Origin of the sequence: Castellaniella caeni NBRC 101664, from assembly GCF_001592225.1 — a bacterium.
Taxonomy (GTDB): Bacteria; Pseudomonadota; Gammaproteobacteria; order Burkholderiales; family Burkholderiaceae_B; genus Castellaniella; species Castellaniella caeni.
Window position 1 is genome coordinate 133,959 of record NZ_BCWN01000004.1, and the last position, 25,003, is coordinate 158,961.

General features: G+C 65.3%; 29 protein-coding genes and 1 tRNA gene. 16 read left to right on the forward strand and 14 right to left on the reverse strand.

Annotated elements, in window-relative coordinates; translation table 11 throughout:
- Window positions 1-3 precede the first annotated feature (3 nt).
- Genes CCA01S_RS04015 through CCA01S_RS04040 form a run of 6 tightly spaced genes read left to right on the forward strand, consistent with a single transcriptional unit; the run spans window position 4 to window position 6,147 of the window.
- Window positions 4-1,953 (forward strand): acetyl-CoA carboxylase biotin carboxylase subunit, encoded by a 1,950-nt coding sequence (locus tag CCA01S_RS04015; RefSeq protein ID WP_066454426.1) that lies wholly within the window; start codon window positions 4-6, stop codon window positions 1,951-1,953.
- A 45-nt stretch (window positions 1,954-1,998) separates the two neighbouring features.
- Entirely contained in the window at window positions 1,999-2,727 is a 729-nt protein-coding gene (locus tag CCA01S_RS04020; protein ID WP_066454429.1) for an enoyl-CoA hydratase/isomerase family protein, read from the forward strand.
- A 25-nt stretch (window positions 2,728-2,752) separates the two neighbouring features.
- Window positions 2,753-3,709 (forward strand): hydroxymethylglutaryl-CoA lyase, encoded by a 957-nt coding sequence (locus CCA01S_RS04025; RefSeq protein WP_066454431.1) that lies wholly within the window; start codon window positions 2,753-2,755, stop codon window positions 3,707-3,709.
- A complete protein-coding gene (locus CCA01S_RS04030) occupies window positions 3,699-4,373 on the forward strand; it encodes a 3-oxoacid CoA-transferase subunit A (RefSeq protein WP_066454434.1) in 675 nt (224 codons plus the stop codon). The genes CCA01S_RS04025 and CCA01S_RS04030 overlap by 11 nt, the downstream gene beginning before the upstream one ends.
- Window positions 4,370-5,008 (forward strand): 3-oxoacid CoA-transferase subunit B, encoded by a 639-nt coding sequence (locus tag CCA01S_RS04035; RefSeq protein ID WP_066454437.1) that lies wholly within the window; start codon window positions 4,370-4,372, stop codon window positions 5,006-5,008. The genes CCA01S_RS04030 and CCA01S_RS04035 overlap by 4 nt, the downstream gene beginning before the upstream one ends.
- Before the next feature lie 50 nt (window positions 5,009-5,058).
- Window positions 5,059-6,147 (forward strand): NAD-dependent epimerase/dehydratase family protein, encoded by a 1,089-nt coding sequence (locus tag CCA01S_RS04040; RefSeq protein ID WP_066454440.1) that lies wholly within the window; start codon window positions 5,059-5,061, stop codon window positions 6,145-6,147.
- 88 nt (window positions 6,148-6,235) lie between these two features.
- Here CCA01S_RS04040 and CCA01S_RS04045 read toward each other — a convergent pair whose 3' ends face one another.
- Window positions 6,236-7,138, reverse strand: a complete 903-nt coding sequence (locus tag CCA01S_RS04045) for a LysR family transcriptional regulator (RefSeq protein WP_066454445.1) — start codon at window positions 7,136-7,138, stop codon at window positions 6,236-6,238.
- Between the two features lie 179 nt (window positions 7,139-7,317).
- Between CCA01S_RS04045 and CCA01S_RS04050 the strand changes: the two genes are divergently transcribed.
- Together CCA01S_RS04050 and CCA01S_RS04055 are read left to right on the forward strand one after the other, a co-directional pair.
- Window positions 7,318-8,655, forward strand: a complete 1,338-nt coding sequence (locus CCA01S_RS04050) for an MFS transporter (RefSeq protein ID WP_084386459.1) — start codon at window positions 7,318-7,320, stop codon at window positions 8,653-8,655.
- Window positions 8,656-8,702: 47 nt separating this feature from the next.
- Window positions 8,703-9,905, forward strand: a complete 1,203-nt coding sequence (locus tag CCA01S_RS04055) for a M20 aminoacylase family protein (protein ID WP_066454601.1) — start codon at window positions 8,703-8,705, stop codon at window positions 9,903-9,905.
- 40 nt (window positions 9,906-9,945) lie between these two features.
- Here CCA01S_RS04055 and CCA01S_RS04060 read toward each other — a convergent pair whose 3' ends face one another.
- Window positions 9,946-10,329 (reverse strand): RNA-binding S4 domain-containing protein, encoded by a 384-nt coding sequence (locus CCA01S_RS04060; RefSeq protein ID WP_066454448.1) that lies wholly within the window; start codon window positions 10,327-10,329, stop codon window positions 9,946-9,948.
- Between the two features lie 104 nt (window positions 10,330-10,433).
- Between CCA01S_RS04060 and CCA01S_RS04065 the strand changes: the two genes are divergently transcribed.
- The 4 genes from CCA01S_RS04065 to CCA01S_RS04080 all read left to right on the forward strand — a co-directional run bounded on the left by CCA01S_RS04065 (window position 10,434) and on the right by CCA01S_RS04080 (window position 13,972).
- A complete protein-coding gene (locus CCA01S_RS04065) occupies window positions 10,434-11,006 on the forward strand; it encodes a DUF488 domain-containing protein (RefSeq protein WP_066454451.1) in 573 nt (190 codons plus the stop codon).
- Between the two features lie 223 nt (window positions 11,007-11,229).
- Window positions 11,230-11,454: a hypothetical protein gene (locus tag CCA01S_RS04070; protein WP_066454454.1), complete on the forward strand. Its 225-nt coding sequence runs from the start codon at window positions 11,230-11,232 to the stop codon at window positions 11,452-11,454.
- Between the two features lie 157 nt (window positions 11,455-11,611).
- Window positions 11,612-12,841 (forward strand): DUF3422 domain-containing protein, encoded by a 1,230-nt coding sequence (locus tag CCA01S_RS04075; RefSeq protein WP_066454603.1) that lies wholly within the window; start codon window positions 11,612-11,614, stop codon window positions 12,839-12,841.
- Between the two features lie 18 nt (window positions 12,842-12,859).
- Window positions 12,860-13,972: an AI-2E family transporter gene (locus CCA01S_RS04080; RefSeq protein ID WP_066454456.1), complete on the forward strand. Its 1,113-nt coding sequence runs from the start codon at window positions 12,860-12,862 to the stop codon at window positions 13,970-13,972.
- A 52-nt stretch (window positions 13,973-14,024) separates the two neighbouring features.
- Here the strand turns inward: CCA01S_RS04080 and CCA01S_RS04085 are convergent, their stop codons facing one another.
- On the reverse strand, window positions 14,025-14,393 hold the full coding sequence (locus tag CCA01S_RS04085; RefSeq protein ID WP_066454457.1) for an MAPEG family protein: 369 nt from the start codon (window positions 14,391-14,393) through the stop codon (window positions 14,025-14,027).
- Window positions 14,394-14,492: 99 nt separating this feature from the next.
- On the opposite strand from CCA01S_RS04085, the gene CCA01S_RS04090 reads away from it, so the two are divergent.
- Window positions 14,493-14,568 (forward strand) — tRNA-Thr (locus tag CCA01S_RS04090).
- A gap of 208 nt (window positions 14,569-14,776) precedes the next feature.
- Here CCA01S_RS04090 and CCA01S_RS04095 read toward each other — a convergent pair.
- Genes CCA01S_RS04095 through CCA01S_RS04105 form a run of 3 tightly spaced genes read right to left on the reverse strand, consistent with a single transcriptional unit; the run spans window position 14,777 to window position 15,624 of the window.
- Window positions 14,777-15,064, reverse strand: a complete 288-nt coding sequence (locus CCA01S_RS04095) for a helix-turn-helix domain-containing protein (protein ID WP_232304966.1) — start codon at window positions 15,062-15,064, stop codon at window positions 14,777-14,779.
- On the reverse strand, window positions 15,054-15,383 hold the full coding sequence (locus CCA01S_RS04100; protein WP_198149900.1) for a type II toxin-antitoxin system RelE/ParE family toxin: 330 nt from the start codon (window positions 15,381-15,383) through the stop codon (window positions 15,054-15,056). The genes CCA01S_RS04095 and CCA01S_RS04100 overlap by 11 nt, the downstream gene beginning before the upstream one ends.
- 34 nt (window positions 15,384-15,417) lie before the next feature.
- Complete coding sequence (locus tag CCA01S_RS04105; protein WP_146030622.1) at window positions 15,418-15,624, reverse strand: hypothetical protein; 207 nt, start codon at window positions 15,622-15,624, stop codon at window positions 15,418-15,420.
- A gap of 64 nt (window positions 15,625-15,688) precedes the next feature.
- On the opposite strand from CCA01S_RS04105, the gene CCA01S_RS04110 reads away from it, so the two are divergent.
- Window positions 15,689-16,291, forward strand: a complete 603-nt coding sequence (locus tag CCA01S_RS04110; RefSeq protein ID WP_066454468.1) for a cytochrome b — start codon at window positions 15,689-15,691, stop codon at window positions 16,289-16,291.
- On the opposite strand, the gene CCA01S_RS04115 is transcribed toward CCA01S_RS04110, so the two are convergent.
- Window positions 16,245-17,144 (reverse strand): carbohydrate kinase family protein, encoded by a 900-nt coding sequence (locus CCA01S_RS04115; RefSeq protein WP_066454470.1) that lies wholly within the window; start codon window positions 17,142-17,144, stop codon window positions 16,245-16,247. The genes CCA01S_RS04110 and CCA01S_RS04115 overlap by 47 nt on opposite strands.
- A gap of 177 nt (window positions 17,145-17,321) precedes the next feature.
- Between CCA01S_RS04115 and CCA01S_RS04120 the strand changes: the two genes are divergently transcribed.
- On the forward strand, window positions 17,322-18,536 hold the full coding sequence (locus tag CCA01S_RS04120; RefSeq protein WP_066454472.1) for an MFS transporter: 1,215 nt from the start codon (window positions 17,322-17,324) through the stop codon (window positions 18,534-18,536).
- A 17-nt stretch (window positions 18,537-18,553) separates the two neighbouring features.
- Here the strand turns inward: CCA01S_RS04120 and yghU are convergent, their stop codons facing one another.
- From yghU to CCA01S_RS04155, 7 genes are all read right to left on the reverse strand, one after another.
- Entirely contained in the window at window positions 18,554-19,405 is an 852-nt protein-coding gene (gene yghU, locus CCA01S_RS04125) for a glutathione-dependent disulfide-bond oxidoreductase (protein ID WP_066454474.1), read from the reverse strand.
- Between the two features lie 39 nt (window positions 19,406-19,444).
- Window positions 19,445-19,642, reverse strand: coding sequence for a YgaP family membrane protein (locus tag CCA01S_RS04130; RefSeq protein ID WP_066454477.1), 198 nt, complete (start codon window positions 19,640-19,642; stop codon window positions 19,445-19,447).
- A 92-nt stretch (window positions 19,643-19,734) separates the two neighbouring features.
- Window positions 19,735-19,956, reverse strand: coding sequence for a SlyX family protein (locus CCA01S_RS04135; protein WP_373278649.1), 222 nt, complete (start codon window positions 19,954-19,956; stop codon window positions 19,735-19,737).
- Between the two features lie 77 nt (window positions 19,957-20,033).
- Window positions 20,034-21,281 (reverse strand): M20/M25/M40 family metallo-hydrolase, encoded by a 1,248-nt coding sequence (locus tag CCA01S_RS04140; RefSeq protein WP_066454609.1) that lies wholly within the window; start codon window positions 21,279-21,281, stop codon window positions 20,034-20,036.
- Window positions 21,282-21,422: 141 nt separating this feature from the next.
- A complete protein-coding gene (gene alc, locus CCA01S_RS04145) occupies window positions 21,423-22,463 on the reverse strand; it encodes an allantoicase (protein WP_066454480.1) in 1,041 nt (346 codons plus the stop codon).
- 171 nt (window positions 22,464-22,634) lie between these two features.
- On the reverse strand, window positions 22,635-23,564 hold the full coding sequence (puuE, locus tag CCA01S_RS04150) for an allantoinase PuuE (RefSeq protein WP_066454481.1): 930 nt from the start codon (window positions 23,562-23,564) through the stop codon (window positions 22,635-22,637).
- A 50-nt stretch (window positions 23,565-23,614) separates the two neighbouring features.
- Window positions 23,615-24,373, reverse strand: a complete 759-nt coding sequence (locus CCA01S_RS04155) for a GntR family transcriptional regulator (protein WP_066454483.1) — start codon at window positions 24,371-24,373, stop codon at window positions 23,615-23,617.
- Between the two features lie 262 nt (window positions 24,374-24,635).
- Between CCA01S_RS04155 and uraH the strand changes: the two genes are divergently transcribed.
- Entirely contained in the window at window positions 24,636-24,989 is a 354-nt protein-coding gene (uraH, locus tag CCA01S_RS04160; protein ID WP_066454485.1) for a hydroxyisourate hydrolase, read from the forward strand.
- Window positions 24,990-25,003 lie beyond the last annotated feature (14 nt).

The window sequence follows — 25,003 nt, forward strand, 5'->3', positions numbered from 1 at the left end:
CTTATGCCTACACCCACACCATTCAGAAAAATCCTGATCGCCAATCGTTCGGAGATCGCCCTGCGCGTCATCCGGACGGCACGCCGCATGGGCCTGACGACCGTGGCGGTCTATTCCTCCATCGACAACGGCGCCAGCCACGTCGAGCAAGCCGACGAGGCCATCTGCATCGGCGCGCCCGAACCCTCGGCCTCGTACTTGAACATCCAGAAGATCATCGAGGCGGCACAGCACAGCGGCACCGACGCCGTCCACCCCGGTTACGGGTTCCTGGCCGAAAACGAGGCGTTCGCCGCGGCGTGCGTCGAACACGGCCTCGTCTTCATCGGCCCCTCGCCCGAGGTGATCGGATCGATGGGCGACAAAGCCCGCGCCAAGCAGTTGATGCGCGACGCCGGCGTCCCCTGCATTCCGGGATACGACGGCAAAAGCCAGAAGGCCGATGACCTGCAGGCCGAGGCCGACCGCATCGGCTATCCCGTCATGATCAAGGCCACGGCGGGCGGCGGCGGGCGCGGCATGCGCCTGGTCGAATCGAGCGAGCAATTTCGCAACGCCCTGTCGTCCGCCCAGTCGGAGGCCCTCGCATCGTTTGGCAGCAGCCATGTCCTGCTGGAGCGTGCCCTGCGGCACCCGCGCCACATCGAAATACAGATACTGGCCGACCGCCACGGCAACGCCATCCACCTGGGCGAGCGCGACTGCTCGGTGCAACGTCGGCACCAGAAGATCATCGAAGAAGCGCCAGCGCCCGGGCTGAATCCCGCGACACGCCAAGCCATGGGCCAGGCCGCGGTGGACGCCGTGCGCGCCATCGGATACGAAGGGGTGGGCACCCTGGAATTCCTGCTGGATACGGATGGTTCGTTCTATTTCATGGAAATGAACACCCGGCTGCAGGTGGAACACTGCATCACGGAGGAAATCACCGGCCTCGACCTGGTGGAACAGCAGATCCTGGTGGCCCAGGGGCACGAACTGGCCCTGCGCCAGGACGACGTCCGGCTCACGGGCCACGCCATCGAAGTGCGGCTGTGCGCGGAAGACTGCGATCACGATTTCATGCCCCAAAGCGGCCGGGCCGCGTTCTGGCATGCGCCGCGCCAGGCCAGGGTCGAAAGCGCCATTCGGTCGGGCGACACCATCTCGCCCTACTACGATTCGATGTTCGCCAAGATCGTCACGCACGGCCCCGACCGCCACGCGGCGCAAATGCGCATGCTGCATGCGCTTGGCGAGACGGTCATCTTTGGCCTGAAAACCAATCTGCCCTTGCTTGCAAGCTGCCTGAGCCACCCGGCCTGGTTGAACGGCGGAGTCAGCACCGGCTTCATTGCCGAACACGCCGACGCCTTGCTCCAGCCCCTGATGGCCGCGCACGAGCCGCTGGCCATCGCGGCCGCCCTGCGCTGCCATCAGCCGGGCCAGGCAAGGGTGCCACGCACCCTGCCAGTGCCGCTCAAACTGTTCGACAAGGCGCGCGACATCACGACCGAAGCCCAGGTGACGTGGACGAGCGCGGGGCGCTACGACGTGGTGCTGGACGGCCGCGCATACCGCATCGGCATTCTTGCCAAAGACGACTGCCGCGCCCGCCTCACGGTCAACGACGGCGAATTCAAGGTCTGGTTCTGGCTGGAGGACAGCCACATCCACATCCGCTGGAACGGCCAGAACCACGCATTCACGGACAAAACGCTGGAAGCCTATCTGGGCGGCCACGGCACCGCGGCGGACGGACAGATACGCGCCGCCTCCAGCTGCAAGGTCGCGTCCGTCTCCGTCGCAAGCGGGGCGGCGGTCAAAAGCGGCGACCTCATCCTGACGACAGAGGCCATGAAAACCGAATACCAGCACACGGCGCCGTTTGACGGAAACGTCCGCGACGTCTGCGTGCAGGCGGGCGACCAGGTCTCCGAAGGCGATGTACTCGCCATTCTGGATCCAGCATGAGTCCGCGCCGGTCATTCAACCCGTCACGCACGAAGGGGTACGCACATGGATGAACTCAAGATCGAACAGCAAGACGCCGTCTGGATTCTGACGATGAACCGGCCGACCAAGCACAACGCGCTGAATACGGCGCTGACGCAGGCCCTGCTGCAGGCCTTGGAAGAGGCGAACCAGGCCACGGACTGCCGCGCGGTGGTGCTGGCGGGCGCGGGGCCTTCGTTTTGCGCAGGCGCCGACACCACCGAATTCCGGGGCTTCGGTGAACATCAGGAGGGCGCCCTGGCCCGCGCGGATCTCACCATGAAGGTGCACCGGATATTCAGCACGCTGAGCAAGCCCGTGGTCGCCGCCGTGCACGGCAACGCCTTGGGCGGCGGCGCCGGCCTGGCGATCGCCTGCGACGCGGTCATCGCCGAGTCCGGCACGAAATTCGGCTATCCGGAGCTGAAACACGGCATCTGCCCGGCCATCGTCATGGCAAACCTGACACGGCAGCTGGGCCCCAAGCGCGCATTCGAACTCGTCTCCACGGGTCGGCTGCTCGATGGCGGGGAAATGACGGCCTGGGGGCTGGCGAACAGCTGCCACGACGGCAACGAACGCGTGCTGCGGGCCGCCCTGGACGTCGCCCGGACATGGGCTGCCTATTCCAGACAGGCCGTCGCCGCCACGAAGCGCCTTTTCTACCGCTGTATGGATCTCGACCTGATGGAAGGGCTCGAATGTGGCCGCGACACCAACGTGATGATGCGCACATTTCCCCGCGACCAATAACGCGCCGGGACGCAAAGGAACTCGAATGGAACGACAGTCAGCCACCGGTTCTCCGGTCGTCATTTGTGAATGTTTTTGCCGCGACGGCCTGCAGCACGAGCCGACGATCCTGGACACCGCCACCAAGGTGCGGCTCGTGGATCGTCTGTCGGCCCTTGGTTTCGGCCGGATCGAGGCCACCTCTTATTCCAACCCCGCCGTGATTGCGCAATTCGCGGACGCGAGCGACGTGCTGCGCGGCATCCAACGCAAAAGCGGGGTGTATTACAAGGCTACCTGCGCCAACCTGCGGGCCGTCCAGCGCGCGGTGGCGGATCTGGACAAGGGCTATGGCGCCAACGAAATCAGCGTGCTGGTGTCCGCCAGCGAATCGCACTCGCAAAAGAACCTCAAGCGCTCACGCGCGCAGCAGTGGGACAACATCCGAGCCATGGTCGCACTGGCCGCCGACCGGTTTCGTATCATTGGCACCATTTCCGTGGCGTTCGGCTGCCCGTTCGAAGGGCGGGTTGCCGTCGAACAGGTGCTGGACGACGTGCGCAGATTCCGGGCACTGGGCGTGCGCCACATCACCCTGGGCGATACCACCGGCATGGCGACACCCGAAACGACGAAGCACCTGTTCGGAGACATGATGCGCGTCGCGCCGGACGCCACCCCGATTGCCCACTTCCACGACTCGCGCGGCACGGCCCTGCTCAACTACGTCGCGGCGTACGAAGCCGGCGTGCGCTACTTCGACAGCGCCCTGGGGGGAGTCGGCGGCCACCCACACCAGGTCAAATACGGCGGCGGCTACACCGGCAACGCCTGCACCGAAGATCTGGTGGGCCTCTTCGAGAGCATGGGCATCGCCACCGGCATCGACAAAGACGGCCTGCTGGAAGCCTCCGCGCTGTGCGAACAGGTGCTGGGCCGCCCACTGAACAGCCACATCGCCCGCACTGGCTGGAATCCACTGGTCAATACTCATGATCGATAAAATCTGCACTTCCCTCGAAGCAGCCGTCTCGGGCATTGCCGACGGCGCCACCATCATGATCGGCGGCTTCGGCAACGCGGGCATGCCGTCGCAGCTGATCGACGCCCTCCTGGATCAGGGCGCCCGCGAGCTGACCGTCGTCAACAACAATGCCGGGAACGGCGAAACGGGGCTCGCCGCCCTGCTCAAGGCGGGCCGGGTACGCAAGATGATCTGTTCGTTCCCCCGGCAGGCCGATTCCTACGTGTTCGACGAACTCTACAGAAGCGGCCGGATCGAACTCGAACTGACCCCGCAGGGCACCCTGGCCGAACGCATTCGCGCCGCCGGGGCCGGCATCGGCGGCTTCTTCACCCCCACCGCTTACGGCACAGCGCTTGCGCAAGGCAAGGAGACACGCCTGATCGACGGCAAGCACCATATCTTCGAAGGAGCGCTGCACGCGGACTACGCGCTGATCAAGGCGCGCAGCGGCGATCGCTGGGGCAACCTGGTCTACCGGAAAGCGGCGCGCAACTTCGCGCCGATCATGGCCATGGCCGCGACATGCACCATCGCGCAGATCGGGGCGGTGGCGGAACTGGGTTCTCTCGACCCCGAACAGATCGTGACCCCAAGCATCTTCGTCCAGCGCCTGGTGGTTTGCGAGGAGACACAGTCATGAAAGGCTTGACGCGTGAACAAATGGCGCAACGGGTGGCGCAGGACATCCCCGATGGCGCATTCGTGAACCTCGGTATCGGTCTGCCAACCCGGGTCGCCAACTACCTGCCTCCGGACCGCGAGGTCATCCTGCACAGCGAGAACGGCATCCTGGGCATGGGCCCCACCCCCGACCCCGGCGCAGAAGACCCCGACCTGATCAACGCCGGCAAACAGCCGGTGACGCTGCTGCCCGGCGGCGCGTTCTTTCACCACGCCGATTCGTTTGCGATGATCCGCGGCGGGCATCTGGACATCTGCGTGCTGGGCGCCTACCAGGTGTCCCAGCGCGGCGACCTGGCCAACTGGAGCACGGGCGCCCCCGATGCGATTCCCGCCGTGGGCGGCGCCATGGATCTGGCCCTGGGCGCCAAACAGGTCTTCGTCATGATGGAACACCTGAGCAAAAAAGGCGCCAGCAAGATCGTTCCCGAATGCTCGTATCCCATCACCGGCATGGCCTGCGTCAACCGCATCTACACCGACCTGGCCGTCATGGACATCTGCGCCCAGGGCGTCGTCGTCAGGGAAATCCTGGTGGACATGAGTTTCGCGGACCTGCAGAAGGTCACGGGCGTCACGCTCGTCAGGCCGTAAACACCACAGAAAACCGCCGCCGCAAGGACGGCCCCTCACACGGAGCCAGCATGCATCAGCACGACAAACGCGTCCTCATCGCGGGCGCCTCGGGCGTCATCGGACAGGCCGCCCTGAGCCGGTTCGAGCGCGACGACTGGAACATCATTGCGCTGTCCAGGCGGGCTCCGCGCGTGTCCCGTCCCGAAAAGGTGACGCTTTTGCCGCTGGATCTGACCGACCCGCGCGCCTGCGCCACCGCCGTCGAATCACTTCCCGCCATCACCCACGTGGTGTACTGCGCCGTGCAGGAAAGCAGCGACCTGAAGCGCGGTTGGCGCGACCCGAAGCAGATGCAGAGCAACGCGCAGATGCTGCGCAACCTGGTCGCCCCGCTGCTGCGGGCAGGCAGCCTGGCCCATATCTCGCTGTTTCAGGGCACCAAGGCGTACGGCGCGCACCTCCACCCCATCCCGGTTCCGGCGCGTGAAGACCAGCCTCGAGACCCACATCCAAATTTCTATTGGCTGCAGGAAGACTACATCCGCGACGCCTGCGCCAAGCAAGGCACCGCATTCACGATCTTTCGCCCGCAGGTGGTGTTTGGCGACGTCATCGGCGCGGCCATGAACCTGATCCCCGTGATCGGGGCCTACGCCGCGCTGCGGCAACAGGAAGGCCTGCCATTTTCCTTCCCCGGCGGGCCCGACTATCCGCTGGAAGCGGTGGACGCCCGGCTGATTGCCGACGCGCTGCTGTGGGCAAGCAACGCGCCCACGGCGGCACATGAAATCTTCAACATCACCAATGGCGACCTGTTCACCTGGCGCGGCATATGGCCCGTGCTGGCCGATTGCCTCGGCGTGGACGCGGGCACGCCAGAACCGCAGGCCCTGGCGCGCTGGTTTCCCGAAAAAGCCAGTGCCTGGAAAACGCTGGCGCACCACAGGCAGCTTCGATGCACGGATCTCGGACAACTGGTCGGCCATTCCCACCACTACGCCGACTTTTGCTTCGGCCACGGAATCGAGCACGCCATACCGCCCGCCCTGGTCAGCACCATCAAGCTGCGGCAAGCCGGCTTTCAGGGGTGCATCGACACACGGGCCATGTTCCGCGATGCCTTCGCGTCCATGCGTCGTCTGGGGTATTTGCCTTAAGCTTGAGCCTATTGAACGCACCTGACCTGACCTTGAAAACAGTCACCAGGCATCCGTCCTCAAGCGCGCGGCGGCCAGGGTACAGCCCTCAGTCGTGCAACACGTCTGTCACGAATGTGCGCAGGATGGCAACAGCGGGGGCCTCGGTTCGATCCGCCAGGGTAACGAAGGCAAACCGCGCCACGGAATCGAGGGCCGGGGACAGAAGCAGTTCGGTCAGGCGGCCCGCCTGCTGCTGCGGCGCCACGGCGGCCAGGATACCGAGAAACACGGCGTCGCTGTTTTGCACGACGTCCAGCAAGGCGTCGATGTCGTCGCAGCGCAGCGTGACGGCGCTCTGGGGGTCGGCGCCCGCCCCATAGCGGGCAATGAGGTGGCGCGCCACCTCGTCGCTCAGCGGCGTGGAGGCCAAAGGGTAGCGCCGCAACTCGACAAACGACACAGGCCGCCCCAGCGCCAGCAAGGGATGACCCGCCCGGCACGCGAATCCCGCCCGCATGCCACCCAGGTCTTCAATGACCAGATCGGGGCTGGGTGACACCCGACGCATGTCGACCACCAAAGCATCAAAGGCCCTTTGCCGCAATTGCGGTACTTGCAGTTCGGTCGAACCGGGCGAGAGGCTGACCTCGACGTCTGGATAATGACGCGCCATGTGAAGCAAAAAGGGGCGGAGCAAAATCGCGCTCGGGCCCGAACCCAGGCCGACCCGCAGGGCTCCCATCCGACCCTCGCGCAGCAGCTGCGCGCTGCGGCGCAATTCGGTCGCGTCATGCACCATGCGCTGCGCACGCACGGCCACGGCACGCCCAAAGGGCGTGAGTTCGTTGCGCTTGCCCACCCGATCGATCAGGCGCACGCCCAGTTCTTCTTCCAATGCCTGGATGCTGCGGCTCAGTGCCGATTGGCTGATGTAGTGCCGCTCTGCCGCCTGGCTGAAAGAGCCGGTATCGGCGACCGCCAACAAGTGCTGCAGCTGTCTCAGGTTCATGATTGCGTCGGGTGCCCGTGACGATGCGGCAGCGGCCACATCGATCGGACTATTAGATGAGTAATTTGCATCATATTAACAATAATTATGCATTGGACGAATTACTCAGTCATCCCTAAGATCGAAACCAATAACGACAACGCAAGCACCCAGCCGACAACATGCCCGGAGACAAACCCATGAGCCCTCATGCCAGCGGCGCCATCGCCGCCGCCCCTACCCTGCCCAGAAACCCGTTGGTAACGGATGCCGCCCGCCCACACACGACGACGCGCCGCATCGTCGCGGCCACGGTGGCGGGCAATGCCATCGAGTTCTACGACTTCACCACCTACGCGTTTTTCGCCGTGCTGATCGGGAAGACGTTCTTTCCCTCGTCCTCTCCCTTCATGAGTCTGCTCATGTCCGTGGCGGTCTTTGGTGTGGGCTTCGTCACCCGCCCGTTGGGCGGCGTGCTGATCGGCGCCTTTGCCGACCGCGCTGGGCGCAAGCCGGCCATGCTGCTGACCATCGCCCTCATCGTGGTGGGCACACTGGGCCTGGCGCTGACGCCCTCGTACGCCAGCATCGGGGTGGCCGCCCCGGTTATCGTCGTACTGTGCCGCCTTGTTCAAGGCCTCGCCCTGGGCGGCGAGGTCGGCCCTTCGACGTCTTACCTGATCGAAGTGGCCCCGCCCGGAAAAAGAGGCCTGTACGGCAGCTGGCAACTGGCCAGCCAGGGGCTGGCCGCCCTGACGGCCGGCCTGATCGGCGTATCGCTGACGCTGGTCTTGTCCGCCGAGCAGATGCTGGTCTGGGGGTGGCGCGTGCCCTTTCTGCTGGGTTCCGTCCTGATTTTCGTCGCCATCTACATGCGCCGACACATGCCCGAATCACTGGACACGACCCGCGCCGCAGCCGCGCAACCGGTGGCGGCCCCCAGGCTGCGCGACCACGCACGCGCCGTCATCCTGGGCATCCTGATCGTCATCGGCGGCACCGTCTCGACCTACGTCGCGATGTACATGACGAGCTACGCCATCACCACCCTGAAGCTCTCGCCCACGCTCGGCATGATGGCCACCATCACGTACGGCCTGCTGACCCTGCTGGGTGCCTTGCTGGGCGGCTGGCTGTCCGACCGCTATGGGCGCAAGCCGCTGATTCTCTGGCCCCGGGTGGCGTTGCTGGTGCTGACGTACCCGGCTTTCATGCTGCTGATCGAGCACACCAATCTGGGCACCCTGGCGCTGACCACGCTGGTGCTGGCCAGCTTGACGGCCATGAGCGGTGCGCCGTCGATCGTCGCAATCCCGGAGCTGTTTCCCAGCCATGTGCGCGCCCTGGGCCTGTCTGTCGTCTATGCGGTGGGGGTGGCGATCTTCGGCGGCTCGGCGCAGTTCGCGGTGACCTGGTTCATTGAAGTCACCGGCAACCCGGCGGCCCCGGCGCTGTACGTGATCGTCACCAGCCTGGCCACCATCGTCGGCGTGCTGCTCATGCCCGAGACGGGGCAGGACAAGGCGCTGGCCGACTGATTTTTCCCGCCCCCGGGCCACGTGCCCGACCGTTCATGGAACCCATCATGCATCCAATCGACACCCCCACCGGCACCCTGGCCCTGGTGGAACAATACGCCGACACCTTCGTGAAGCTGCGGCAGGACATTCACCGGCAACCCGAACTCGCTTTCCAGGAGCAGCGCACCAGCCAGCTGGTGGCGGACCGCCTGGAAAGCTGGGGATATGCCGTCGAGCGCGGCCTGGGCGGCACGGGCGTGGTGGGCCAGTTGCGCCGCGGCGACAGCCCTCGCCGCCTGGGCCTGCGCGCCGACATGGACGCCCTGCCCATCGAAGAGGCCACCGGCCTGGCGTATGCCAGCCGCACACCTGGCGTCATGCACGCCTGCGGGCACGACGGGCACACGGCCATGCTGCTGTGCGCGGCGCAGGCACTGGCGCAGTCAGACGAGTTCTCGGGCACACTCAACCTGATTTTTCAGCCCGCCGAAGAATACGGAACGGACGACAGCGGCGCCATGCGCATGATCCGGGACGGCCTGTTCGACAAATACCCGTGCGACGCCATCTTCGCCATGCACAACATGCCCGGCTGGCCGCAGGGCCATCTGGTGTTCCGCAACGGGCCGATGATGGCCTCATCGGACAAGGTCTACATCACGCTGGAGGGCCGGGGCGGGCACGGCGCCCTGCCCCACAAGGCGGCCGACCCCGTGGTGGCCGCCGCCAGTCTGGTGATGGCGCTGCAGACCGTCGTCTCACGCAACGTCGATCCGCTGGCCACCGCCGTGGTGACGGTAGGCGTGCTGCAGGCGGGCCAGGCAAACAACGTCATCCCGCAAAGCGCGCGGCTCGAACTCAGCGTGCGCACGCTCGACCCGGATATCCGCCAGGAGGTCGAGCAACGCATCACGGCCCTGGCGCACGCGCAGGCCGCAAGCTTCGGTGTGCGTGCCCAGGTGGATTACCGGCGCGGCTACGCCGTACTGATCAACAGCCAGGCCGAAACGACGCTGGCGCGCCAGGTGGCGCTCGAGCTTGTGGGCGCGAACGACATGACCGCGCAAGGGCCCGCGCTGACCGGCAGCGAAGACTTCGCCTACATGCTGGAGCGCTGCCCGGGCAGCTACCTGCTGATCGGCAACGGCGAAGGCGAGCAGCTGGGTGCCTGCATGGTGCACAACCCGGGCTACGATTTCAACGACCGCAACATCGCCCCCGGCGCTGCCTACTGGGTGCATCTGACACGGCGATTCCTGCCCAAATGAGGTGTTCCGGGCACCATGAAATCATGGCCGCCCGCGCACCTTACCGCCCACGCATCTGATCGATCAGCCGCCGGTCGCGCTTGGTGGGGCGGCCCGCAGCCAGGTCTTGTGCCGGTTCCGGCGCCAGGCGGCGCTGTTCGGCGGCGCGTTCGCGCGCGCTGACGCTCTCGGGGGTTTCCTGGTACAGCAAGGCGGCCTGCGAGGCCGGGCCGCGCGCTCCGCTCAGGGCTTGCACACCGACTTCGATGTCCAGCCCGGTCTTGCGCACGCGAATGCGGTCGCCGACCGCCACCTCGCGCGCGGGCTTGGCGATCACCTGGCCGTTGACCTGCACCCGGCCTGCCTGAATCTCGTGCGCAGCCAGGCTGCGGGTCTTGTAGAAGCGGGCGGCCCACAGCCATTTGTCGAGTCGAAGCTTGTCCATGCGGTGATCCCTGAAGTCTTGAAGCCTTGAAGTCTTATACACGAGCAGCGTACTCTTGAAGTGCCGAAACTTTAAATCCGCGCGGCGCACGAAGCCGCCCAGCCATGCCATCCACCTTGCCAGCCATCTATACCATCGGGCATTCCACGCACGATATCCCCGCTTTCGCCCAGCTGCTGGCGCAGGCGGGCATCCAGCGGCTGATCGACATCCGCACGGTGCCGCGCTCGCGCAAGAACCCGCAATTCAACCGCGATGCGCTGCCGCAATCGCTGGCGGCCTATCACATCGACTACGAACACATCGAAGCGCTGGGCGGCCTGCGAGGCAAATCGAAGACCGTTGCCCCCGAGGTCAACGGTTTCTGGGAAAACGACAGCTTCCACCACTACGCCGACTACGCCCTCACGGACGGCTTTCGCCAGGGGCTGGAAACACTGCTGACGCGCGCGCAGGCGCAGCGCTGCGCCATCATGTGTTCGGAAGCCGTCTGGTGGCGCTGCCACCGGCGCATCGTCGCCGATTACCTCATCGCCCGGGGCGTGCCGGTGTTCCACATCATGGGGCCGGGCCACGTCGATGCCGCCAGCCTCACCCGCGGGGCCGTCGTCCAGGACGACGCCACGGTGCTGTACCCGCCCGCGCAGGCGCCGCTGTTCCAGGAGCCACACGCATAGTGCCAGCGCTGCGAGCCTGTCCGCACCAGGCATCCCGGTCTCCGCCCCCCAGGACAGCGAGTGCGGCCATCGACGATCTTTTCAGCCAGCCGTCAAGATCGTAAATCTTGATGTCCGGCCAGAACCTTTTGCCAGCGCGGCGCTCTGAGCATGCAGGTGGATCAATTCATCAATTCACCACCGGCTTACAAGGTGTAGCCGGGCACTCTCTGGAGTTCATGTCATGACGACACGTTCCCGCATTGCCTATCTGGCGGCCTGCTCGACGGCTGCCCTTGGCCTCGCAATGGCCTCGCCTGCTTTTGCGGCCAGTACCGCAGGCACCCCCGCCCAGCCCACGGCCCAGGCGACTGCGAAACATGCCACGGCGCATCACGCCAAGGCGCAGCACAAGGCCAAGAAGACCCATCACATGAACACAAAGAAGCAGGAACCGACGCAGAAATAAGCCCGACGCCGCGTGGTTGCGCACCGCGCGGCGCGTCCTGGATAGATAGCGTTCACACGATCACTTGCGCCGCAGCCTCACGCTGCGGCGTTTTTTTATCCGGATTTTCGATACACTGGGTCTCCCCCGCCCTCTTGCCATCCGCCGTCGAGACCGCATGCATCTGCAACGCAACGAACTGCACAATGAACTGCACGCCCGCCCGTCGATGTACTTCGACGCGCCGGCCCAGGTCTTTCACCTGGCGTTTCTCGACGAGGGCGACGCAGCACAGACCATCGTGCGCACGCTGTGCGACCGCCACGTGGCGCTGGCCGACCCAGCCCTGCCGCAGGGCGAATTTCCCGTGGGCGACGCGCATCTCAAATGGGAGCGCCACACCGAATTCCTGACGCTCACGCTGGTCAGCCCCGGCACACCGGGCACGCCCTGGCCCGCCCTGCCGGGCGTACTGGCCGAGGTCGCCGAGGCCCACAGCCGCCTGCTCATCAACGCCGACCAGATCTGCGTCGAATCCGAGGCATCCTGGCGAGGCACGCTCGATGCCTACGGCTTTCACGATCCGGTGGGCTCGACCCTGGACGACGGCAAGGCCACGGTCTGGAGCGACCTGCGCCTGAACGGCAACGGCCTGAACCGCATCCTCGTGCTCAACCGCCAGCTCGACGGGCGCCGCCTGGGGCGCATGGTGCGCCGCGTGCTGGAGGTCGAAACCTATCGGCTCATGGCCTCGCTCACGCTGCCCGTGGCCCGCTCGCTGAGTGCCGAGCTGCGCCACTACGAGACCGAGCTGGTGGCGCTGTCGGACGACAACGCCCAGGCCGAGGCCGGGGAAATCCGCGCCTTGCTCAAGCGCATCACCCGGCTGTCGGCCCGGGTGACGCAAACCCGCGCCCGCACGCGCCTGCGCTTCAGCGCCACCCAGGCGTATGCGCAGCTGGTGTTCGAGCGCATCGTCGAGCTGCACGAAAGCCGCACGGGCGACTGCCAGATGCTGGGCACCTTCATCGAGCAGCGGTTTCGGCCCACCGTGCGCTACTGCGACTCGACCGATCAGCGCCTCACCCGCATCGGCGAAGCCGTGGCGCACCTGGGCAATCTGCTGCAGGCGCGGGTGCAAGTCGAAATGGAAGAGCAAAACAGCCAGATCCTGCAAAGCCTCAGCACGCGCGCCGACACGCAGATCAAGATTCAAAAGGCGGTGGAAGGCCTGTCGATCATCGCCATCAGCTACTATCTGTTCAGCCTGTTCAAACTGCTGTATCAGGGCATCCTCACCATGGGCTTCGAGCTTTCCGCGCGCACCGCCCTGCTGGGCAGCATGCCGTTGGCCGCCATCATCATCGGCGCCATCGCCTACCGCATCCACAACGCCCGACGGCACTAAGGCACCACCCAGACCGGCATGCACACGACCACCCTACACTTTCGCAGCTTTCTTCTGCTGCTGACCGCCGTCTCGATTGCTTTTCTCAGCATCCTGATGCCGTTCTATGCCGCCATTTTCTGGGCCGGCGTGCTGGCTGTCATCTTCAGCCCCCTGCACCGACATCTGCTGCATGCGCTGGGCGGGGCGCGGCCCGGGCTGGCCGCTTTCCTGACTGTGGCGTGCATCACCTTGATCGTCATCCTGCCGCTGATTTTCATCGCCGGGGCGCTCACCACGGAAGTCGCGGGCATCTATTCCCGCATCAACTCGGGGCAGTTCAACCTGGGGCGCTACTACGAGCAGGTGGTCACGGCGCTGCCGCCCTCCGTGCACGGTTGGCTCGAATCCTACGGCTGGGGCGATCTGCTCAGCATCCGTGAAAAACTCTCGGCCGGCGCACTGCAAGTCAGCCAGCTGCTCGCCAAGCAGGCCGTGAGCATCGGCCAAAACACACTGCAGTTCGTGGTCGGCCTGGGGGTGATGCTGTACCTGCTGTTTTTTCTGCTGCGCGACAGCACGGCCATGGTGCCCACGCTCAAGCGCCTGATTCCGCTCGAAGACAGCCACCGGCGCAAGCTCTTTGAAAAATTCGCCACCGTGGTGCGCGCCACGGTCAAGGGCAATATCGCCATCGCCGCCACACAAGGCCTGCTGGGCGGGCTGATGTTCGCCTTCCTGGGCATCCAGGGCGCCTTGTTCTGGGGCGTGGTGATGGCGTTCCTGTCGCTCTTGCCTGCGGTAGGCGCCTCGCTCATCTGGGTGCCGGTGGCCATTTATTTTCTGGTCACCGGGGCCTACTGGCAGGGCATCACGCTCACGGCTTTCGGTGTGCTGGTGATTGGCCTCATCGACAATCTGCTGCGCCCCATCCTGGTGGGCAAGGACACCAAGCTGCCCGATTACGTGGTGCTGATCTCCACGCTGGGCGGGCTGTCGGTGTTCGGCCTCAACGGATTCGTGATCGGCCCGCTGTTCGCGGCGCTGTTCATGTCCTGCTGGGATTTGTTTCCCGACGCCATGGCAATGATCCAGAACCGGGAGCCGCCCGCGCAAGCGGACGCATCCAGCACCGGCGAAGACCAGGGCTGATCCAAGAAGCCGCAGCCCGCCAGGCCGTTGCGCCACAGAGGCAGGTGGCCGATCAGGCGAAAAGAATCATCAGGTTCACCACCAGGGCGGCGGCCCAGATGATCGAGCGCACGGTGCCACGTCCCAGGATGTAGGCCAGAATGAAGAGCACGCGCAGCCCGATCCAGGCCCCCATGAGGCCCACCAGCCGCCCAGGCTCGACACCGGCGTACAAGGCATACAGCACCGCGGCATAAAACAGCGGCAGGCCCTCGAAGAGATTGGCCTGCGCGGCATTGGCCCGCGCCCGCCAGCCCTGCTGGGCCTGCAGCCAGGGCCGGGGGTCGTCGTTGTCGAAATGCTTGCCGCCCGCCTTGGCCGCGATGGCGGCGCCATACGGCAGCACGGCGGCCACCAGCATCAGTACAGGAATCGCGTGCATCGAGTGCCCCTTTGTATTTATGAAAATCCATGTATAATAGCTGGCTTTGGTGGAAGTCACTTTCTGCCGATGAAGTGATTGTTAACTACAACAATCATGGCCGGCTTAGCTCAGTTGGTAGAGCAGCTCATTCGTAATGAGAAGGTCGGGGGTTCGACTCCTCTAGCCGGCACCAACAAAATCAAGCATTTACGCCACCTTTACCGGGTGGCGTTTTTGCTTTCTGACTCCATGTAGCCGCCATGGACAGCACCAACAGGCAATCAGCGTCCAGGCATCCGACGCGGGCTCGTACCCTGCACCACCGGATGCCTTTCTTCTTTTCAACTGGTCAGTACCCGTGCCTTGAGCCGGTAAAGGGTTGCGCGTAGGTCATAGTTCAGTCAGGCCATTTCCGCTTCCAGCCTGATAACGGTGCGGCTGCCCGTCGCCTCGGCATAGCGCGTGAGCGTGCGCATGGATGGCATGGTGCGACCGCTTTCCAGCCTGGCAATAGTGGATTGCGTGGTGTGCATGCGCCTGGCTATTTCGTCTTGAGTCAGGCCGGCACGCACACGGGCGGCGATCAATTCGCGAGCAATGGCAAACTCCGGGGCCTGCGCCTCATATTCGGCCCGCGTCTCGGGGTCAGCCAACAAGCGGGCTTTCAGTTTGGATAGATCAGTCATCATCAAGGCTCCGTAATCGCTCGTAGGCGATTTCAATATTCTTGCGCGGCGCCTTCTGTGTTTTCTTGACAAACACATGCAGCATCCTCAGCACCCTGCCGGTACGCGCCACATACACCGCACGGCCAATGCCATCGCGCCCGGTCATGCGCATTTCCCACAGCTTGCCTTCCAGATGCCGGACATGGGGCATTCCGACGTTCTGCGGCCCCAGCTCTTCCAGCAACTCGGATATATGCAAGAACCACGCTCGCATATCGGCGGGGATGGTCATCAGTTCGTCTTCTGCCACGGGCAACAGCTTTACACGCCACATCATCATTTTATCTCTTTTTTGCTATAAATGGTAGTTGTTGTCAGGCGACGGTAACTGCCTTCGGTTTTGCGGCTTCGGCCTGGGGCTGCTCGATGCCGGCCTGTTCCAGTATCCAATGCTCATACTTGGCATGCCACATCTGCAACAAATCGATTGTGTGAGCTTGATTCGTGTCGCCATCGCCGTCCCTGTGTGGTTCCACGTAGCCGCCATATAGACTCATGTACCCCTTTCGTAAGTTTTTCATTCATTTGCCGTTCATCCGTGGCGATCTACCATGATTCTGACGCCTCATCCGGAGCCCGGACATCATGAAATCCCCCGGTAATCGCTATCACGGCCTGTCGATCGGTCTGCATTGGCTGACGCTCGTCCTTCTTGTGATGCTCTACGCGCTCATTGAGCTGCGGGGCCTGGCACCCAAGGGCAGCGTTTTGCGCGAAGGCATGAAAACCTGGCATGAGACCTTGGGTTTGACCGTCTTCTGCCTGGTGTTTGCGCGCCTGGTGCTGCGCCGCCTGTTTGACGCGCCCCCCATCACGCCCGCCCCACCGCCATGGCAGGACAAAGCCGCCCACGCCATGCACTGGATGCTCTACACCTTTTTGATCATCGTCCCCCTTCTAGGATGGCTGACGCTCAGTGCCAAAGGCAAGCCGGTGCCGTTCTGGGGCCTGGACTGGCCCGCGTTGCTGTCCCCCGACAAGCCCCTGGCGCGTACATTGCAAGATGTTCACGAGACCATCGGCACGCTGGGCTATTACCTGATCGGCCTGCACGCCGCGGCGGCGCTGTATCACCATTATTTCCTGCGCGACGACACTGTGCGACGCATGTTGCCCAGGTGCCTGAGCCGACCGCGTCAGCTCAGGCGCGCAGCGGGCCGGCCAGGTTTGCCGGGATCACCTGAATGACGCGCGCCGCGCTTTCGGTAGCCGCCGCCAGGGCGGACTGAGGGTCGGCGCCGCCAGCCCAGGCGTGCACGAAGGCCGAGGCGAAGGCATCGCCTGCGCCAATGGTGGACAAGGCTTCGACACGCAAGGCCGGATGGTGATGGCCTTGCGCGCCGTCGAAAAACAACGCGCCTGCCGCCCCCAGCGTCACCAAAATAGCCTGGCCGGGGCGACGCACCAGGTGGCGCGCCAGCCGCTCGGCCACGTCGGCGGACGGCTCGTCCGTTTGCGGGCCATTGTCGCCGCACAACCGGGCAGCCTCGCGCGCGTTGACGCACAGCAGGTCGGCCTCATCCCACAGGCCGTGTAAAGCTGCCGGGTCGGACAGCTGACGCGCGCCCGGCGTGACCACCAGCTTGAAGGGGCGCGCGGTGCGCGGCGCAAGCGAGCGCTGTAGCCAGGCCTGCGATTCGAGCGACAGGCCGGTGACGTATACGACGTCGGCGTGCGCCAGGCCCGGAAACCCCGATTCGCCCACCCAGGCGCTGGCGCCGCGCTGCGCATAGGCGCGCGCCGCGCCGGAATCATCCACCATCACCACGGCCTTGCCGGTGGGCAGGCGGTGATCGGGGATTTGCGCCTGGATGCCGTGACGCTGCAGCAAATCGCGGATGAGCCCGCCTTCGAGGTCGCGCCCGACGCAGGCATGCACCGCCACCCGGGCGCCGTGCGCGGCAACGTTGAGGGCTGCGTTGACGGCGCCGCCCCCGGCGTACAGGCCGATGTGCTCGACATCCTGCTTGGCGCCCCGCATCGGCCGCACCCGGGACACGACGATATCCACGATGGCGGCACCGATGGTCGTAAACTGCATGACGGAAGCCTCCTCAGGCGGGCAAAAGCGATCAGGCTACTGCACGGCACGCCTTCCTGGCAATGGTCGGCAGCCAATCCATGGCCACCTAGGGTTTACCCTTATGCAGTACACTGCATTGCCGCACGGCACCTCCACACCACATCGTCACACGGTTCCCCAGCCCTTTTTTCGTCCATGCCCCAGACATCCACTTCCGCCGCCTCATCGACGGCTTCCGCCCGCCTGGTGATCTTTGCTCTGGCGATCGGCGCTTTTGCCATCGGCACCACCGAATTCGCCACCATGAGCCTGCTGCCCTATTTCGCACAGGATCTGGGCATCGACGCCCCCACTGCCGGGCACGTGATCAGCGCCTACGCGCTGGGCGTGGTCGTGGGCGCGCCCCTGCTGACCGTGCTGGCGGCGCGCATCGCCCGGCGCACCCTGCTGATCGCGCTGATGGGCATGTTCGCCGTCTTCAACGCCCTGTGCGCCTTTGCGCCTAATTATGAGTCGCTGCTGGTGCTGCGTTTTCTCAGCGGCCTGCCCCACGGCGCCTACTTCGGCATCGGTTCACTGGTGGCCGTCTCGATGGTGGACTACCGGCAGCGCAACCAGGCCGTGGGCCGCATGTTTCTGGGCCTGACGGTGGCCACCATCGTCGGCGTGCCCTTTGCCAACTGGCTGGGCCACGCGCTCACCTGGCGCTGGGGTTTTGCGCTCGTGGCCGCCTCGGGCCTGCTCACCATGGCTCTGATCGCCCGTCTGGCACCCTACAGCCCGCCCGCCGTCGGCGCCAGCCCGCTGCGCGAGCTGGGCGCCCTGAAGCACCTGCAGGTGTGGCTCACGCTGGCGGTGGGCGCCATCGGCTTTGGCGGCCTTTTTGCCGTCTACACCTATCTGGCCGACATCCTGCTGCAAGTGACGCACGTGTCGCCCGACGGCGTGCCGCTGGTGCTGGCCGTCTTTGGCATCGGGCTGACGGTGGGCAACATCATCATGCCCTGGCTGGCCGACAAGGCGCTCATGCCCACGGCAGCCGGGCTGCTGCTCTGGAGCGCCGCCATGGGGGCACTGTTTCCGCTGGCCGCGGGCAATGCCTGGACGATCTCGCTGAGCGTCTTTTTCATCGGCTTCGGCGGCGCCCTGGGCACCATCTTGCAAACCCGCCTGATGGACGTGGCACAACACGCGCAAGGGCTGGCCGCGGCGCTCAATCACTCGGCGTTCAATTTCGCCAACGCCCTGGGCCCTTTGCTGGGCGGCATGGCGATCGCGGGCGGCTACGGCTGGACGTCGCCCGGCTGGGTGGGCACCGGCCTGGCGCTGGGCGGCTTTGTGATTTTGATGGTGTCGATTGCCGTAGACCGCTGGCGCGGCCCCCAGCCCCTGTCAGCCAGCCACGTTTAAGGCAGGCCGGGACGGTATCAGACCAGGCCGATGGCGGCGAAATCGGCGGCGGCGTGACGCTCGCGCAGCACGGCCTCGCCCGAAGTACGGTTGACCGCCTGCCCGCGCCGCACGGCGGGGCGCTCGGCCAGCTGCCGGGCCCAGCGCTGCACGTGCGAATATTCGTGCACCGAGAGGAACTCGGCGGCGTTGTACAGCTGCCCCAGCACCAGCCCGCCGTACCAGGGCCAGATGGCCATGTCGGCGATGGTGTAGGCATCACCCGCGACGAACTCGTGCTGCGCCAGACGCTGGTCGAGCACGTCGAGCTGGCGCTTGGTTTCCATGGCAAAGCGGTCGATGGCGTATTCGATCTTGAACGGGGCGTAGTTGTAGAAATGCCCGAAGCCGCCGCCCACGTACGGGGCGCTGCCCACCTGCCAGAACAGCCACGACAGGCACTGCGCGCGCGCCGCTGCCTCGGTGGGCAAGAACGCGCCGAATTTCTCGGCCAGGTACTGCAAGATGGCGCCCGATTCAAAGATGGCAACAGGCGCCTGTACGCTGCGATCGACCAGCGCCGGAATCTTGGAATTGGGGTTGATGCCCACGAAGCCGCTGCCGAACTGATCGCCCTCGCCGATGCGGATGAGCCAGGCATCGTACTCGGCCCCGCCGTGCCCCGCCGCCAACAGCTCTTCGAGCAGGATGGTGACCTTGATACCGTTGGGCGTACCCTGCGAATACAACTGCAGGGGATGCTTGCCCACCGGCAGTTCCTGGTCGTGCGTCGGGCCCGAAACCGGGCGGTTGATACTGGCGAAACGCCCGCCGCTGGGTTTTTCCCAGACCCAAACCTTGGGCGGAACGTATTCGGACGACTGACTCATGACATGACTCCTTGTGGATGGCTGTTCACCCGTTCGCGCCTATTCGCGCGGGTGTACGGGGCAGGTATTGATGCCCAGCAGCGCATAGAGCGGGCAGAAGCGAAAGAGCGCCGTGGCGATGGCCACCAGGCCCAGCCAGCCCCACCAGCCGACGGTGCCGTTGGCGGCGAGGACGATCAGGACGAGGCCCAGGATGAGCCGCAGGACGCGGTCGATGGTGCCGACATTGAGTTTCATGGTGCAAGCCTCTTGGTGGTCGTGAAGGACAGGCCTCATTGCAGCACACAGGCCGCGCCGATGCCTTGCCCCGCATCAACCCGGGACCACGATCAATAGTGCGGCGGGCGCTCGTCGGCGGGGTTGCGCGCGCCCGCCGGGCCTTCGGGCGCCTGCTGCTGGCGCAGCCCGGCCAGCGCACGCGCCAGCCCCTCGATCTGCTGTTGCTGGCGAAAGACCGTCTGATTCAGGCGGTCGAGCAGATCGTCTGCATAGGCTGTCTTCAATTCCAGCTCGATGATGCGCTTTTCAAGCGCGCCTGCATCATCTGCCACTTCACTCACCTTCATGCTGCGGACAAGCCTGCATTACAGCACATCGCAGGCGTGTCGGCCCGCGCGGGGCAAACCGCTCAGGCGGCGAGAAAGTCGGCCAGCAGGCCCGCCATCACCCGCGTGGCGCCCTTCAGGTCGCTGAGCAGCACGTGTTCGTCAGCCTGCTTGGCGCGCGATTCGAGCACCGTGCGCGGGCCCGCACCGTACATCACAGTGGGGATGCCGTGCTCGGCGTAGAGGCGCGCATCGGCGTACAGCGGCGTGCCCAGCGCCGGGATCGCCTCGCCGAACACGGCCTGCGCCTGGCGCTGCAGGCTGGCTACGAGCTTTTCGTGCCCGGGCAGCGGGCGCAGGGGACGCGCCAGCAGCAGGCGGCGGACGTCCACCGTGATGCCGGGCAGGCCCTCGACCGCCGCGGCGATGAAGGCGCGCACCTGGGCCTCGACCTGCACCGGGTCTTCTTCGGGAATGAGGCGTCGATCCATCTTCAAGACCACCTTGCCCGGCACGACGTTGGTGTTGGTGCCACCATCGATGCGGCCCACGATCATGGTGGGATTGGTGATGCCGTCAATCGCCGAATGCACCTCGTCCAGGGCGGCCGCCTGGCGGTAGATTTCGGCCAGGATGCGGCTGGCCGCCTGCAGCGCGTCGTGCCCCGTCTTGGGCGCCGAGCCGTGCGTGGCCTTGCCATGGACGGTCACCTCGAACTGCAGGCAGCCGTTGTGCGCCGTCACCACGGCGTGGCTGAAGCTTGCGCACACCACGTAATCCGGCTTGCTCAGGCCATGTTCGAGCAGCCAGCCCGGGCCCTTCAGACCGCCGAATTCTTCATCGTAGGTAAAGTGCAGCTCGACGCCGCCTTTCAGCGGCGCGCCGCTGGCTTCCAGGGCGCGCACGGCGTGCAGATAGGTGGTGAAGTCGCTCTTGGAGACCGCCGAGGCGCGCCCATACAGGCGGCCATCGACCACCTCGCCACCGTAGGGGTCGTGCGTCCAGCCCTCGCCCGGCGGCACCACGTCGCCGTGGGCGTTCAGGGCGATCACCGGGCCGCCCGGCGCGTAGGCACGGCGCACGATGAGGTTGGTGATGCTTTGCATGCCATAGGCCTTCATTTCGTCGTCCGGCACGGCATGGCGCTCGACCGTCCAGCCCCAGCCTTCCAGTTCGCGGGCCACGGCCTCGGCGTGCGGCGCCGTGTCGCCCGGCGGCGTGTCGGTGGGAATCCCCACCAGGCGCTGCAAGAACGCCACCTGCTCATCAAAATGCGCGTCCACCCAGGCGTCGAGCCGGGGGCGCAGGGTATCCGCGTTGTTCGTCGTCATGTCCATCTGCTCCTGGATTCTGGCGGGCGGCCAGCCGCGCCGGATTTTCAATGAAGGCATTTGAAAAAACAGGCGCCCGCAGGCGCCTGTGCGATCGATACCCCGGCATCGCGCCGGGGACACTGGCCGGGACGGCGCGCGTCAGCGGGCCAGACGGCCCCAGATGCGCACGCGGCTGATGCCGCCGTCGGGGAACATGTTCACCCGCACGTGCGAGACCGGGCCCACGGCCTTGAGGGTAGCGCCTTCGTAGAAGTGCTGCTTGTCCATCTCGGTCTTCTGTTCGCCCAGCACTTCGGGCCAGAACATGGCTTGCGTGACCAGGGACTGATCGGTGGACTCTTTCACCAGGGCGCCTTGCACCGACACGCGGTCGGGGTAGTTGCCCTTGAAGTGGGCGGTGTCGATTTCGATCTTCTCGACCGTGACCGGGTGGCCCAGCTCGATGATGACCCAGTCGTTGCCCGGTTCGCGGCGGCGACGGGTTTCCCAGCCGTCGCCCATGTTGACGCCACGGCCCGGCGTGAGCAGAGGCATGGGCGAACCGAAGTGCGAGTCGTTATAGGCGACGATGCGCCCGCCGCTGGCCAGCGCCGAGACTTCGTACAGCGCGCTGGGATCTTGCTTGTCCCAGTTGCAGGCCGGCTGGCCGTAGACACGCAGGCGGGCCACGCCGCCGTCCGGGAAGATGTTCAGGCGCACGTGCGACCACACGCGCTCGTCGTCGAATTCGACGAAGTGGTGCGAATTGCCTTGCAGCGACTTGGCGGGCACCAGTTCGACCCACTCGGTCTGGGCATCGGGTTCGCCTGCGCAATTGGCCACCTGCACCGAGGCCGCGGGCGGGAAGTTGCCGGTGAAGTGGCTGGTGTTGATGTCCAGCCCCCGGATGCTGCCGGGCAGGCCCAGCTTGATGATGGCGGTATCGTTGCCGCCATTGCGGCGGCGCTGGGTTTCCCAGCCGTCCATCCACTTGCCATGGTCATCGAACTTGCCCACGATGAAGACGGGCTCGGAGTCTTGCAACATGCGCGAGGCGCTGGCAAAGAACTCGTCCGTGCACGACACGATCTTGGCACCCAGCTTTTCGCTGGCCAGATTGGGGTGACGGGTGGCAAAGGCTGGAAGATCGACAGCCGGGGCGTCGATCACGGTGCCGACGGGCAGATTGGGTGAGGCCATGGAAATACGCTCCAGAGATTCAGAAAAACCCGTCCGGACGATGCGGCCCGGACGATGAGGCGCCGGGCGCACCCGGCGGAGAAAACTGCGTGAGCGGGGGGCGGGCATGATCGCCCTCCCACAGGGGGGGGCGGAAAGAAACCGCGGGCCTCTTTCCGGGTGACAGGCGAATCAGGCCGCCTGGAAGGGGTGCTCTTTGGCCCAGTGGCGGGCAATGTCGGCACGCGTGGCAATCCAGACGCGGTCGTGCTTCTGGATGTGGTCGAGGAAGCGCTGCAGGCCGGCGAAGCGGGCGGGACGGCCCGTCAAGCGGCAGTGCAGGCCCACCGACATCATCTTGGGCGCGGTTTCGCCCTCGGCGTACAGCACGTCGAAGGCATCGCGCAGGTAGTGGAAGAAGTGGTCGCCCGTGTTGAAGCCCTGCGGCGAGGCAAAGCGCATGTCGTTGGTGTCGAGGGTGTAGGGGACGATGAGCTGCGGGTGCTTTTTGCCGTGGCCCAGGTCTACCTCCGTCCAGAACGGCAGATCATCGCCGTAGTAGTCGGCGTCGTACAGGAATTTGCCTTCTTCCGCGACGATCTTCAGGGTATTGGGGCTGTCACGCCCGGTATACCAGCCCTCGGGGTGGCGGCCCAGCAACTGGGTGACGATTTCGACGCAGCGCTGGAAGTGCTCGCGCTCGACCGATTCGGGCACGTTCTGGTAGTGAATCCAGCGATAGCCGTGGCAGGCCACTTCGTGGCCCAGCTCGACGAAGGCGCGCGCCACTTCGGGGTTGCGCTCGAGCGCCATGCCCACGCCAAACACCGTCAGCGGCAGGCCGCGGCGCTCGAACTCGCGCAGAATGCGCCACACCCCGGCACGCGAGCCGTATTCGTAGATGGATTCCATCGACAGGTGGCGGTCGGGATACGAGGCCGCGCCGATGATCTCGGACAGAAACTGCTCGGAACCGGCATCGCCATTGAGCACGCAGTTCTCGCCGCCCTCTTCGTAATTCATGACGAACTGCACGGCCACGCGTGCCTTGCCCGGCCAGTTGGCCTGCGGGGGCGTGCGGCCATAGCCGATGAGGTCACGCGGGTAATTGGGATCAGTCATGAAAAGTCTCCTGGTGAATGAAAGCGCTGGTGGATGCCCGCTGCCGGGCATCAGCGCCGCACGCTAAAGGCCGACCAGGGGTTGGAAGCGTCGTCCGACGGGCTTCCGACCCGCTGCTCGCAATCCTGCAAATGATGGTTCATGGCCGCCTTGGCGCCCTGCGCGTCGCGCTGGCGGATGCGGTTCAGGATGTCCTGGTGCTCGACGTACGAGCAAGTGCTGCTTTCGGGGCTGCCCCCCAGGGCAATGATGAGCGTGGTGCGCGCGCACAGGCCCGAGAGCATGTCGGTGAGCACCTGGTTGTCGAGCAGGCGGGCCAGCTCGACGTGAAAGGCGTTGGACAGGCGCAGCCAGCTGATGCGGTCGCCCTGCTCGTAGGCCCGATGCTCGCGGCTGACCATGTCGTCCAGGGCCGTCAGGCGCTGCTCGACGTCGTCGAGCGCCACCAGCTGGTCGATGGTGAAGCTTTCCAGCGCCCGGCGCATGGCAAAGACGTCGCGCACTTCCTTGGGCGTGGCCTGCCAGACGCGCGCGCCGCGGTTGGGCTCGATGAGCACGATCTTGTCGTAGGCCAGCTGCGCCAGGGCGGCGCGCACCGTGCTGCGCGAGCAGTCGAAAATCGAGCACAGGGTGGCCTCGGTGAGCTTGGCACCGGGCAGCAGGCGGCGATCCATGGCGGCGTCGAAGATTTCGCCATAGACGCGCTCGACTTCGGACGGATTGCTGGCCGCCTTGGGATTGCGCAGGGACGAGGCCCTGGGAGCGCGCAGATCGGGCGAGGCGCCACGCGGGGGTTTCAACTGAAGCATCGGCACGAGCGATCGAAGGTCGATTGCATGATCAACAAAAATTGTTGACAATTATTGTGGATCAAACGAAAATCGTCAACACAAATTGTTGACAATGTGTCGGCCGCTCGATCCCGGGGTCGCAGAACCCAGCTTGAAGCCGACGTAAACCATCCTGCCCCGAAGCATTTCTTCCACGTATTCGCTTCGCGCCCCGGTGCCTCACACCGGGATGGCCAGACCGGGGGCCGCACTGGCAGGATATTGACCGGGGATCAATCTCATGGGAAAACTTTCCACCCATGTCCTGGACACCGTTCACGGTGTGCCGGCTCAGGGCGTCGCCCTGGAACTCTACCGCCTTGAAGGCGAACACCGCACCTTGCTCACCCAGACAGCCACCAACCACGATGGCCGTTGCGATGCCCCCCTGCTCAGCGGCGACGCCCTGACCAAGGGCACCTACGAGCTGGTGTTTCATGCGGGCGACTACTTTGCCGGCAAGGGCATCTCGCTGCCCGAACCGCGCTTCGTGGACGTCGTCGTCCTGCGCTTTGGCGTGGCCAATCCAGAACAGAACTATCACGTCCCCCTGGTGGTGACGCCGTGGACCTGGTCCACGTACCGCGGCAGCTAGACCGCGCACCGTCC